Raw genomic sequence first — 12833 nt, forward strand, 5'->3', positions numbered from 1 at the left:
TCAAAAATAAATAGGATAACAAAAAGCAGTTTTTAGCTGATTGCTGAGAAATGCTCGGCTGTCATAGAGAGATATTTAGCTTTTAGACAGATTTTTTGGGGGAGCTTGTGATATACTGTTAGTATGGAAAAAAATGATATTGTTTACGGCGTGCATGCTGTGACCGAGGCCTTGATGGCCAATACGGGAAATAAACTTTACATTCAGGACGACTTGCGTGGGAAAAACGTGAGCAAGATCAAATATTTGGCGGCAGCAAAGAAGGTCTCTATCTCTTGGACACCCAAGAAAATCTTGCAGGAGATGACGGACGGAGCCGTTCACCAAGGCTTTGTCTTGCGGGTATCGGAGTTTGCCTATGCAGAATTGGCGGATATTTTGAAAAAAGCGGAGCAGGAAGAGAATCCTCTGCTGTTGATTCTGGATGGCTTGACAGACCCGCATAATCTGGGCTCTATCTTACGGACGGCTGATGCTACCAATGTCACGGGAGTGATCATTCCCAAGCACAGAGCAGTCGGCGTGACACCAGTTGTGGCCAAGACCTCTACAGGCGCTATCGAGCACATTCCCATTGCCCGTGTGACCAATCTCAGCCAGACCCTGGACAAGCTCAAGGAAGCTGGCTTCTGGATTTTTGGGACGGATATGCAGGGAACGCCTGTTCATAAGTGGAATACGGCTGGCAAGCTAGCCCTCATCATTGGGAACGAAGGCAAGGGGATTTCCAGCAACATCAAGAAGCAGGTGGATGAGATGCTGACTATTCCCATGAATGGCCATGTCCAAAGCCTCAATGCCAGCGTCGCAGCGGCCATTCTCATGTATGAAGTCTTTAGAAATCGGGTGGGCTAATGCAAGTACTAGGAGCTTATGCGTTAGAAAAATATCAAACAGAAACGTTTGAACCGATCATTTATGATATCTACCATAATAAAAGAGAAGATAATTATTGCTTTTGCTTTGAAATCACTGAGGAAGCAGATCAGTATCCCTTAGAGGATTTATTGACCCAATATTCCTTGAATTGCACGGATTTATACGGTCAAGGAAGTCAGGTAAATGGCGCTTTGAAATACCTAATTGAGGTCGAAACCTTATCCAGTGATAAGGCGGATCTCATCAGCATTCTCAATTTTTCTACAATTTTAAATAAAGAGATTGTGAATTACGTAAAAGGAAAATATGAGTGCCTTGCTGAAAAGAGGTGTATGAGTTCCTTTTATATGGGAAATCAAAAAGTGGAAGTTCCTGTACTTGCTTACCGAAATGATAACTCTGGGATGGTTTCTTTCCAAAATAAATATCCAGAAGGACAATTAACAAATTTATTTTTAGAAGATAAAAAATATGATGTTGAGAGTGTGGATGGGGAATGGACCTGTATTGAATTGCTTAATGGCAAAGCAAACCTTATTTTAAAAAATTCACAAGATGAATATTTTCAATATATTTTTGATTTGAAAGGGTTTCAAGGTGTCAGTCCTGTTCTAGACTGACCGAGCGAAATAGCTTTCCTAAAAAGCAAGCAATTTCCAATAGCCAGTCCCGATATGGTGGCAGTCAAATCACCACTACTAACCCGCTTATGTCCATGGAGGTAACCTCTCTGTGGGAACTGAAAAATGATGGAGAAAAATAATGACCTTTAAAATTTTAACGGATTCGACAGCAGACCTGCCAGAAAGCTGGACCCAAGAACATGATGTGCAGGTTCTGGGCTTGACCATTCAGCTGGACGGGCAAACCTATGAGACTGTCGGACCGGATAAGCTAACCAGTGAGCAGCTTTTAGCCAAGATGGAGTCGGGCAGCAAGCCGACTACCAGCCAGATCAATGTCGGCCAATTTGAAGATGTTTTCCGCCAGTATGCTCAGGAGGGCACAGCGGTTCTCTATGTGGCTTTTGCTTCAGCCCTGTCTGGAACCTACCAAAGTGCAGTCATGGCGCGGGAGATGGTCTTAGAGGATTATCCTGAGGCGATCATCACCATCCTTGATACCAAGGCAGCTTCGATGGGTGAAGGCCTCTTGGTTATGAAGGCTGTAGGAGCTAGAGCGGCGGGTCAAGGGTTAGAACGGACGGCAGCTTTGCTTCAGAGTCTAGTGCCTAGAGTCCAGACCTATTTCTTGGTGGATGACCTCAACCACCTTATGCGGGGCGGCCGCATTTCAAAGGCAGCGGCTCTTATGGGAAGCTTGGTCAATATCAAGCCCATCATCGCAGTCACAGCTGACGGCAGTCTGGATTCGGTCGCTAAGGTGCGAGGCAAGAAGAAGGCGCAGGCTGAGGTAGTTGGGATGACTCTAGAGACCATTTCTGAGCCACTTGTAGTCATTGCCTATGCAGGCGAAAAAGAAGTCGCTGAAAATGTCAAGGAGAAGCTTTTAGCTTCTGGGCAGGTCACAGAAGTCCTTATTCTGCCTCTTGGTCCGGTTATTTCGACGCATACCGGCCCAGGTACTCTAGGACTCTTTAGCATTGGCAGTGAACTTTCAGACTAAATCGAAATGAAATCGTTATTTTATAAATAATTGCATCAAATATATTGACTTTTGGTTAGAAAATTTGGTATGATAGTAGGCGGTATTGTTTACCCCATTTGTAAGGCCCCGGAACCTTTCAAATAACCCGCGGACCGGAACATCCGCCCTGTAAACAAAAACGATATTCATATAGGAGAAATCATGAACAAAACAACATACATGGCTAAGCCAGGTGAAGTTGAACGCAAATGGTATGTAGTAGACGCTACTGATGTACCTCTTGGACGCCTTTCTGCAGTTGTAGCAAGCGTACTTCGTGGAAAAAATAAACCAACATTCACACCACACACTGATACAGGTGACTTCGTAATCGTTATCAACGCTGAAAAAGTTAAATTGACTGGTAAAAAAGCAACTGATAAAGTTTACTACACTCACTCAATGTACCCAGGTGGTTTGAAGTCTATCACTGCTGGTGAACTTCGCTCTAAGAACGCTGTTCGTTTGATCGAAAAATCAGTTAAAGGTATGCTTCCACACAATACTCTTGGTCGCGCTCAAGGTATGAAGTTGAAAGTATTTGTAGGCGCTGAGCACACTCACGCTGCACAACAACCAGAAGTTCTTGATATTTCAGGACTTATCTAAGGAAAGGAACAATAAAGTATGTCACAAGCACAATATGCAGGTACTGGACGTCGTAAAAACGCTGTTGCACGCGTTCACCTTGTTCCAGGAACTGGTAAAATCACTGTAAACAAAAAAGATGTTGAAGAGTACATCCCACACGCTGACCTTCGTTTGGTTATCAACCAACCATTCGCAGTTACTTCAACTGTTGGTCAATACGACGTTTTCGTAAACGTTGATGGTGGTGGCTACGCTGGTCAATCAGGCGCTATCCGTCACGGTATCGCTCGTGCCCTTCTTCAAGTAGACCCAGACTTCCGCGATTCATTGAAACGCGCAGGCCTTCTTACTCGTGATGCTCGTATGGTAGAACGTAAGAAACCAGGTCTTAAGAAAGCTCGTAAAGCTTCACAATTTAGTAAACGTTAATTCGAAAGAATTACTATACTTACAAAGAGCACCTTTCTTGGTGTTCTTTTTTATCGACACTTTGTAGATTTATAATTGGGCATCTCCTTGAATGGTATCAGGTAAATGAAAAGATTCGTCAATAATTTTCTATTTCTTCGTACTTTAGTCTAATACCTATAATGTAAAAAGCTCTAGCTATCAGGTAGTTGATAGTTAGAGCTTTTTTCTATTCATATGATTTAATGAAATTAAATAAGGCCTCTACTTCTGATGATGGCGTAGCTGATTTGAGATAAGCGTAATAAATTGTAAATGTTATCTGGTCCTCCGGTATTAGAGGGATTTTTATTAAATCATCATCTTCATCAGAAAGTGCGATATCAGCCAGTAAACTAACGCCAATCCCTTTCTTTAAAAGTTCTTTAATGATGACAATGTCGTCACTCTTAAAGAATATTTCTGCCTTGTTTTGATACTTTTGATTAAGTAGTTCAAAAGCTTTCAGGTGAACAAAGTGTTCGTCTAAGAGTATAAAGGATTGATCTACTAATTCTTCAAAAATAAGGGAAGGAGCAGTAGCAAGAGGATGGTTCTTAGATAAAACGACATACAGTTCTTTATGAAAGAGTTCATGTGTCTCTATTGAAGGATGATTGAGTGGTTCAATCAATCCGAGTAAGCTCGCATCTAGTTCTCCCTTAAGGAGAAGGTTTAATAATTCTACGGATCCACCACGAATAGGACGTACCTTCTTTAAAAAATCAAATTCAGTTTCTTTATGTAAGACAGAGAAAAGATACTGAATGATAATCGGAGGGAATCCTACAGTAGAGCAATGCGCCAAAGAGCGATTAATTTCTTTGCGAGTAGAAATGACCTCAGATAAAATCAGTTCTGTATGCTTCAGAAGGATTTGTCCTTGAGTAGTTAATTTAAAGGAGCGATGTGAGGGATCATGATGAATCAATTTGCAATTAAAGGAGTCCTCTAAGCGCTTGATAGCATAAGAAATAGATGGCTGGGTGACACTGTGTTGTTTTGCCACTTCCGTATAGGATTGAAGCTGGCAGAGGTCATAAAAATATTGTAGATCTTTTAAATTCATATGGGCTCACTTTCAATAGTTGGAGAAGGAAAATAAGTGGAAATCACCAGATAAATAAATTTTATCCGTATCCTACAATTTGACTATACGAGTATTCGCTGGTTAAAATGTAAGTGAGTCAGGGATATTAAAGATTGTCTAAGATACTTTCAAAAATGACCAAGATCTTTTCTCGCTTATCAATAGGGAGCTGTTTAATCTTCATGTTGATTCTTTTGAGTGAAAGATTGTCAGTCTTATCAGAGGTTGATTCAAGGCTATCAAAATTGAAAAATTCCTCTGGGGTCATCTCTAGGGCGTCAATCACTTTTTCAAGACTGTGAATGGTCAGATTCACATTTTGGTTTTCTAGTTGGTTGATATACTTAAGCCCAAGTCCCGCTTGTTCCGAAAGTTCTTCCTGGCTCATTTTGTTTTGTGTTCGAAAATATTTCACTTTTTTGGAAATATATTGTTGTAAATAGTTTTTAGTTGTCATATAAATAGAATACAAGTTTTGTATGACAAAAAAACAGCTTAAAAAATACGAAGTATTGTATAAAAAACTTAAATGATATTTATCTATTGTAATTTGCTTTATCAATTATATTTTTGTATGGCTTTATTTGTCCGATGGAAAAGAGCAATTACCGAGTATAGAAATTTATAACATAAAGAGGTTAAAGAATCACAAAATGGTGCTTTGAGTAATAACCTACAGAATAAATAGTTTTCAAAAGCACTTTACTTCTAGACTCATTATAACATATACACTAACGATTGTATTTTTCAAATAACAAAGTTCGCCTAAAAATACATATTAAGTGGTATAATATTATCAAAAAGGAGGTTGCACTATGACTGCACATGATATTTTAAACAATCCTTTCCTTAATAAAGGGACTGCCTTTACCTCAGAGGAGCGGAAGGAACTAGGTCTTATTGGTTTATTGCCACCTTATGTTCAAACCATTGAAGAACAAGCGGCGCAAACTTATGCACAAATGCAAACAAAAGCCAATGATTTGGAAAAACGTCTTTTCCTAATGGAAATTTTTAATACCAACCGGACTCTTTTCTATTACCTCTTTTCTCAACATTTGGAAGAATTCAATCCAATTGTATATGACCCAACCATTGCAGATACTATTGAAGGCTATAGTGACCTCTTTGTAGATCCCCAATATGCGGGATATCTTGATATTAATCATCCTGAAAATATTGAAGCCACTTTGAAAAATGCTGCTGGTGATCGCGAGATTCGTCTCATTGTTGTAACAGATGCAGAAGGAATTCTTGGAATCGGTGACTGGGGAACAAATGGTGTCGATATTTCTGTCGGGAAATTGATGGTCTATACGGGTGCTGCTGGAATCGATCCTTCTATGGTTCTTCCTTTAGTCATTGATGCAGGGACTAACCGTGAAGAACTTCGGAATAGTCCTAATTACTTAGGGAATCGTCACGAACGGGTTCGCGGAGATCGTTACTACGACTTCATTGACCAATTCGTTCAAACAGCAGAGCGCCTCTTTCCTAAACTCTACCTTCACTGGGAAGACTTCGGTCGCTTGAATGCTGCCAATATTCTTGAAAAATACCGAAAACAAATTCCAACCTTTAACGATGATATTCAAGGTACAGGAATCGTTACCTTGGGTGGTATCTTTGGTTCACTGGATATTAGTGGCGAAAAATTAACAGATCAAGTTTATCTCTGCTATGGTGGGGGAACAGCTGGTGCAGGGATTGCTTCTCGTGTTCTTCGTGAAATGGTGAGTGAAGGTCTTTCTGAAGAAGAAGCTTATAAACGTTTCTTTATGGTTGATAAACAAGGTCTTCTCTTTGATGACATGGATGACCTAACTCCTGAGCAAAAACCGTTTGCTAAGAAACGTGCTGACTTTAGTAACGCAGACAAGTTGACTGACCTGCTTGAAGTAGTGAAGACTGTGAATCCAACCATTCTTGTAGGAACTTCGACTCAGCCTAATACCTTCACTAAAGAAATAGTAGAGGCTATGTGTGAAAATACAGAGCGTCCGATGATCTTCCCTTTGTCAAATCCAACCAAACTAGCAGAAGCTAGTGCCAAAGATTTGATTGAATGGTCAGATGGCAAAGCTTTTGTCGCAACAGGAATTCCTGCTGATACGGTTTCTTATAAAGGTGTCGACTATGTGATTGGTCAAGCCAATAATGCCTTGATTTACCCTGGTCTTGGTCTAGGTATGCTGGCTTCTGAAGCAAGTCTTTTGACTGATGAAATGATTGGAGTAGCAGCTCATTCATTGAGTGGTATTGTCAATCCAGGACAACCAGGAGCTCCTGTTTTGCCGCCGTTCAAGTATGTAGCAGATGTTTCTATTAAAGTAGCGGAAGCAGTCGCTAAAAAAGCGCAAGAGCAAGGTCTTGCACGCGCTAAGGAAACAGATATGGCCAAAGCAGTTCGTGATTTGAAGTGGTATCCAGAGTATAAATAATTCATTCCTGCTGCTATCCTTCTATACCGACAAATTTATATAGGCTGTGGACTTAAGAAATTTAGAAAGGATACCTATGTCACTCTTTTTAACCTCGATTACGAGTATCATTCCGATTATCGCTATTATTGTTTTGGGGTACATTCTTCAGGTGAGGGGATGGTTTGGAGATGACTTTGGTCCCAACCTGTCTCGTTTGATTATGAATGTAGCCTTGCCAGCGTCAATTTTTGTGTCGGTGATGAAATACCTAACACTAGATAAACTAATCAGTCTTTCTGGAGGCCTCCTTTATACTTTTGTGGCATTTATCTTAGGATATATGGTAGCTTATATTGCAGTTATGCTTTTCAAGATCCGTCCAGGACGACGAGGAACCTTGATTAATACCTTTGTGAATGCCAATACTATTTTTATTGGTTTACCTTTAAACGTTGCTCTTTTTGGGGATCAGGCTCTTCCATATTTCTTAATTTACTATATCACCAACACGATTTCCACCTGGACATTAGGCGTGTATTTGATGACGAGCGATAGTAAATCGGGCCAAAGCAAGAAGACAAGTAAATTTGACTGGAAGAAATTGCTACCAGCTCCGCTTGTAGGTTTTCTTATGGCTCTGCTATTTTTGATTCTCCGAATCTCTATTCCAGATTTCGCAACGAATACCTTAACCTATGTTGGAAATATCGTCACTCCCCTATCTCTGATTTATATTGGTATCGTTCTTGCAAAGGCAGGCTTGAAAACTATTACTTTTGATAAAGATACAATTATCACTTTAGTTGGACGCTTTATCCTAGCTCCTCTGATCATGCTTCTTGTATTGAAGTTCTTTGCACCAAATATGGCGACAGTAGAATTTAAGACCTTTATGATTCAGTCCGCGACACCAGCTCTAGCCGTTCTCCCAATCCTTGCTAATCAAGGAAAAGGAGATGTGGAATTCTCTACGAATGTAGTGACTCTAAGTATGGTTCTATTTATCGTTGTTATTCCAATATTACAAACTTTATTAGGATAAGAAGGAAGAGGATAGGCTTGAAAGTTCTGCGTTAAGAAATTTCCCTGTTTAAAAAATATTGATTCATATTTTATGAAATTAAAAAGTAGATATCGTTCTGAAAATCCTTGATATTACGCTGTTTTTAGTCCAACGGAAACCCATACTTTCCAAACCAGGCTTGAAAAGTCTCGTAAAGCATCACAGTTCTCAAAACATTAAGAAATGGCTACAATACAGCATTTACAACACTTCATGGTTCACACCATGGGGTGTTTTTTGACGTTTTTTAACAAAATTCACACCACTTTTCACACCAAATTCAGGCTCTTTTCTACCATTTGTTAAGTCTATCAAGGCTTTAAGTAAAAAAAGAGTTAAGACAGTAGCTATTCTGAGGTTACTGTCTTATTTTTAACACTTTTTGATCCATAAAAGGGCATGCTAAAAAACACCTCATCTGGCATTTTTGTCAACTGTAGTGGGTTACCAAAAAGTCATACTCTGGAGAGGACAAGATTTGTTCTCTCCTTATAAACAATCGCTTCATTTTGAAAATCAGGAAAGCGTTGTTTACGGATCTAGTAAAGCAAATAATAGCCAAGAAGGCAATGCAATGTTTGGTAGCTTCTTCTTAATCGGTATCTTCCTATCCATTATCTTTATGGTCGGTACTGTATTAGTCATCTACTACAAACAAATCTCTGAAGGATATGAAGACCGCGAACGCTTTGTAATTTTGCAAAAGGTTGGTTTGGATCAAAAGCAGATCAAGCAAACTATTAACAAGCAAATCTTGACCGTTTTCTTTCTTCCTGTAATCTTTGCCTTCCTCCATCTGACCTTTGCTTATCATATGTGGAGCTTGATTCTAAAGGTCATTGGAGTAGTCGATGCGACCATGATGTTGACAATAACCTTATCAATCTGTGGAATCTTTGCACTCATCTATGTTTTAATCTTTATGATTACTTCAAGAAGTTATCGTAAGATTGTTCAAATGTAAAAAATAATAATGCAATAGAGTGCCTAGAATATAAACATATAAAAATAAAGGAGATAATATAAAATCTGAAAGTTATTTTGACGGAGGAATCCTAGATTATATTGGATACTCTATCTTAGTAGCCATAATTTTCGGGCTTACCTTTGGGATCGCAACACCTTGGGCGGTTTGCATGATGCAAAATTGGAAAACCAAACACACAGTAGTGGATGGGCAACGTCTATACTTTGACGGGACTGGAACACAACTATTCGGTAACTGGATCAAGTAGTTTCTTCTAACCATCATCATGTTTGGAATCTATGGCTTCTGGTTGAACATAAAAATGGAGCAATGGATTGTCAAACACACTCATCATGTTTAAAGATTAAAACGGCATCTTCTTTCAGAGGAGATAACGTTTTTTCATCTTCGGATAAGGAAACAAAAATTACTTCCTTTCTCTATCTTTTAGATTAATTGATTTCTTCAGAGAAAGACTGTAAAATTTTTGATATAATGTTAAGGATAGATTGATGGATATTTAAAGGATAATTTTCAAAAGAATGACAGGTGAGCATTAAAAATATGTAAGATTGGACAGAAGTCTCTCTACCATCATCCAGGCAGAAACAAGATTATATGAAATAAAAGGAGTAACCAATGACCGGAAATTATTCAACACGTGAATATCGTGAGAAATTATATGATGATCTTCATGTTCGATTAAGAGATACAGTGATTTTGATGTGTGCGATTTTTATTGCCTCTATAGGTCTAAATATGAATTCAACAGCTGTCATTATTGGAGCCATGCTGATTTCCCCTCTTATGACACCAATTGTTGGACTGGGGTTTGGTTTAGCTATTTTTGATACGCGTTTAATCAAGCAATCTCTAGAGGTTTTATTTACTCAAGTATTGGTCAGTTTGCTTGTATCGACTCTGTATTTCTGGATTTCTCCCTTATCTTATGCAAGTAGCGAGTTGATTGCACGAACCTCTCCAACCATTTGGGATGTTCTCATTGCTATTGCTGGTGGGATAGCAGGTTTCATTGGTTCAAGGAAAAAAGAAGCAAACAATATCGTACCAGGAGTAGCCATCGCAACAGCTTTGATGCCACCTATCTGTACTGCGGGCTATGGTTTAGCTAATGGAAATGTACGATTTTTATTTGGTGCTCTTTATCTTTTCTTGATCAACTGTGTCTTTATCATGCTAATCAACATTGTTGGAACAAGAATTATGATGAGAAAATCTCCCTTAAGTTCATTTAAAGAGCTAAATATTAAAATGAGAATTGGGTTGATCTCCTTGATTGTATTATTGGTTCTTCCAGCCAGCTATTCAGCAGTTACTCTGACGATGGATCAAGCGCGAAAAGAAGGGATCAAACAGTTTGTAGGAAAAGAGTTCGCCAATCATACGGTCATAAATCAAGTCTACAAGTCAAGGAATAATGAATTGGTCTTGACGGTCGTTGGAGATCCTATTTCAGAAGAAGAATTAGAAACAATTCGCCAAAAACAAGCCTCTTACGGTATTCAATCTGTTCAATTGAAAGTCAATCAAGTCCATAATTCGACAAAATTAGATAGTGAAGCGACCAAGGAATTTTATGAAACCATTAACAAGTATATCGATCAAAAACTCTCTGAAAAGGATTCGCAAAAAGATCTCGTAAAAGAAAATGAAGCAGACAAGGATTGAGGACGATGAACTGAATAGGTTTTTATGCCGTGTTTTTCTTGTTTGTTCTTCTTTCTTACCTATAACAAAATAAAATTGATGAATACGAGGTTTTTCTTTAGATGAAAGAAAGTACATAGAAGAAAGGGATAGTGTAAATGAGTAAAGTATTTTACTGCAAATTCAATTTATAAAAAAACAACCAGAAAGAAAATATTAATTTTGCGGTTTTTCTTTCTGGTTGTTTTCTGATAACGGAGGTTTGCTCAAACGCTATAAGAAATAAATTAGGAGGTCTATCATCTAAAAAATGTATGTAACAAAAAATAATTTGACTAATGGTGTGAACTTTTAGCATTTATCAGCTCAATTCGTGTATTTTTAGGATAAAGTTCACACCATTCAGATGAAATTAGTTGGAGTTGGATGAAATTTTTAGTTTTTGAAAACTTGTGGAAACATTGATATTACAAGCTTTTGAAATTTATTCAAAGAAAAATCTTTCAAACCAGGTCTTAAGAAAGCCCGTAAAGCTTCACAATTTAGTAAACGTTAATCAATACGATTATATCAACGTTTACAGACATTCAAGAATTTACTCTTGGATGTCTTTTTTTGTTTCAAAAAATCAAAGTTCACCCCAAAATTCACCCCATATTCACCCCATCAATTTTTTAAACTACGAAACGCAATTTCACCTACAGTCTGATTGACTTTATCTTTGGTATTAACGTAAGTTTTTGTAATTTCTTTATCACTATGAGTAAGAGCTTCTGAAATGGCATCAAGAGAAATACCTGCTTGTTTAGCAAGAGTAGCACCAGTATGTCTTAGTTTGTGTGGTGAAGCTGGTGCTAATTCGGGATGTCTTCGTCTAACTGATTTCATTCTATAGTTCAGATAGTCTGTATGGAGAGGAAGATTAATATTATTAGTACGATCATTATATGTAAAAACAAACTGTTTTTGTGTTTGCTTCAGTCCGAAAAGTTTGAGCTCTTCTTGTTGCTTAACTTTCCAATTTGCTAGAAGATCCATTAATTCAGTTGGTGCTATAAAAAGAGTTTTTTTATTTCCTTTAGTTGATTTTACATTACCAAAACGATCTAAAGCTTGTTCTATAAGTATTTCTCCGGTGGAAAAGTTGATGTGTTTCCATTGCAAAGCATAACTTTCTGATTTTCGGTCAGATAAGAAGAAGGTAGTATAAAAGAGAGTGTAATCTTTTAGGTCAATGATTCCTTCCTTTAAATCAGTGTCAAAAGCTTGTAACCATAATTTTAGTTCCTCTTTATCGAGAGAAAGATCTTCTTCACGTTTACTCTCTTTAAGGAGAATTTTTTTATTTGCTTTAATTCTACTAATTGTCTTTCGGAGTTTATTTGATGGAATATACTCAAGCTCCTCAGCCCAATCGAAAACAGAATTTACATAGCTCCTAATGACCTTGAAATTAGCATAACTATTTGCTTTGGGAGTAAGGAGTGACAGAACGAGTTGTTTATTATTTATTAAATGCTCTAACGAGTATTTCCCTAATATCGGAAGAATATGTAATCTAAAAATACTCTCTGTTTGAAAAACAGTAGCTTTAGTAGGAGGTTTTAGTGTAGTAGTGGTTTGACCTGCTTTGTAGGGCTCTAACCAGATTTTCTTATAAAAATCTTTAAATAAGATATTCCCATTAAGTTTTGAATCTATGTGTTGTATACCTAATAATTGTATATATAAGTTAGATAGAAGAGGTGAAAATCTTGTGGCATCTCGTTTATCAAAGGAGACATTTGCTCAAAATATTAGTACTTTAATGTCTGAAGTTTTTGGTCTTGAGTCAGATCAATCTGGCTTTATCAATATCATAGATAAATATGTCGCTGGGAATCCCGATGCAACATTAGAAGATATAATTTCTCAATTTGACAATCAACTTGGAACTTTGGGGCTTAAATTACTCGTAACAAAATTATATAATGAAAGGAGTCAGGATTGAGAACCGTATTGCCCCCTGATTTTCGGATTGCTGATTTTTTGATAGCTTAATTTCTTCCTATAGAGAAG

Annotated in this window: 11 protein-coding genes and 3 pseudogenes; 11 read left to right on the forward strand and 3 right to left on the reverse strand. The window is 37.8% G+C overall.

The window, feature by feature from the left end; all coding sequences use genetic code 11:
• Positions 1-123 precede the first annotated feature (123 nt).
• From rlmB to rpsI, 5 genes are all read left to right on the forward strand, one after another.
• A complete protein-coding gene (gene rlmB / locus D8790_RS01605; protein WP_125387343.1) occupies positions 124-855 on the forward strand; it encodes a 23S rRNA (guanosine(2251)-2'-O)-methyltransferase RlmB in 732 nt (243 codons plus the stop codon).
• The gene (locus D8790_RS01610) at positions 855-1499 is read left to right on the forward strand and encodes a hypothetical protein (protein ID WP_125387344.1); all 645 of its coding nucleotides are present in this window, start codon (positions 855-857) and stop codon (positions 1497-1499) included. Before rlmB ends, D8790_RS01610 begins: the two co-directional genes overlap by 1 nt.
• Before the next feature lie 142 nt (positions 1500-1641).
• Positions 1642-2505, forward strand: coding sequence for a DegV family protein (locus tag D8790_RS01615; RefSeq protein WP_125387345.1), 864 nt, complete (start codon positions 1642-1644; stop codon positions 2503-2505).
• 183 nt (positions 2506-2688) lie between these two features.
• Complete coding sequence (gene rplM / locus D8790_RS01620) at positions 2689-3135, forward strand: 50S ribosomal protein L13 (protein ID WP_003026230.1); 447 nt, start codon at positions 2689-2691, stop codon at positions 3133-3135.
• Positions 3136-3153: 18 nt separating this feature from the next.
• On the forward strand, positions 3154-3546 hold the full coding sequence (gene rpsI, locus D8790_RS01625) for a 30S ribosomal protein S9 (RefSeq protein WP_096363147.1): 393 nt from the start codon (positions 3154-3156) through the stop codon (positions 3544-3546).
• Positions 3547-3754: 208 nt separating this feature from the next.
• Here the strand turns inward: rpsI and D8790_RS01630 are convergent, their stop codons facing one another.
• Positions 3755-4633 (reverse strand): LysR family transcriptional regulator, encoded by an 879-nt coding sequence (locus D8790_RS01630; RefSeq protein WP_125387346.1) that lies wholly within the window; start codon positions 4631-4633, stop codon positions 3755-3757.
• A gap of 127 nt (positions 4634-4760) precedes the next feature.
• Positions 4761-5111, reverse strand: coding sequence for a helix-turn-helix domain-containing protein (locus D8790_RS01635; RefSeq protein ID WP_004185387.1), 351 nt, complete (start codon positions 5109-5111; stop codon positions 4761-4763).
• A gap of 358 nt (positions 5112-5469) precedes the next feature.
• Between D8790_RS01635 and D8790_RS01640 the strand changes: the two genes are divergently transcribed.
• The 5 genes and pseudogenes from D8790_RS01640 to D8790_RS01665 all read left to right on the forward strand — a co-directional run bounded on the left by D8790_RS01640 (position 5470) and on the right by D8790_RS01665 (position 10796).
• Positions 5470-7095, forward strand: a complete 1626-nt coding sequence (locus tag D8790_RS01640; RefSeq protein WP_125387347.1) for a malolactic enzyme — start codon at positions 5470-5472, stop codon at positions 7093-7095.
• A gap of 76 nt (positions 7096-7171) precedes the next feature.
• Entirely contained in the window at positions 7172-8119 is a 948-nt protein-coding gene (locus D8790_RS01645; RefSeq protein WP_125387348.1) for an AEC family transporter, read from the forward strand.
• Positions 8120-8663: 544 nt separating this feature from the next.
• Positions 8664-9104 (forward strand): annotated as a pseudogene (locus tag D8790_RS01655) (FtsX-like permease family protein); the annotation flags it as partial.
• Positions 9105-9162: 58 nt separating this feature from the next.
• Positions 9163-9468 (forward strand): annotated as a pseudogene (locus D8790_RS01660) (DUF898 family protein).
• Positions 9469-9746: 278 nt separating this feature from the next.
• On the forward strand, positions 9747-10796 hold the full coding sequence (locus D8790_RS01665) for a DUF389 domain-containing protein (RefSeq protein WP_125387349.1): 1050 nt from the start codon (positions 9747-9749) through the stop codon (positions 10794-10796).
• A 645-nt stretch (positions 10797-11441) separates the two neighbouring features.
• Here the strand turns inward: D8790_RS01665 and D8790_RS01675 are convergent.
• Positions 11442-12545 (reverse strand): annotated as a pseudogene (locus D8790_RS01675) (tyrosine-type recombinase/integrase); the annotation flags it as partial.
• On the opposite strand from D8790_RS01675, the gene D8790_RS01680 reads away from it, so the two are divergent.
• The gene (locus tag D8790_RS01680; protein ID WP_125387350.1) at positions 12532-12765 is read left to right on the forward strand and encodes a hypothetical protein; all 234 of its coding nucleotides are present in this window, start codon (positions 12532-12534) and stop codon (positions 12763-12765) included. The pseudogene D8790_RS01675 and the gene D8790_RS01680 sit on opposite strands and share 14 nt — an antisense overlap.
• The last annotated feature ends 68 nt before the right edge of the window (positions 12766-12833 follow it).

Origin of the sequence: Streptococcus cristatus (assembly GCF_003943535.1) — a bacterium.
In the GTDB taxonomy this organism is placed as follows: Bacteria; Bacillota; Bacilli; order Lactobacillales; family Streptococcaceae; genus Streptococcus; species Streptococcus cristatus_L.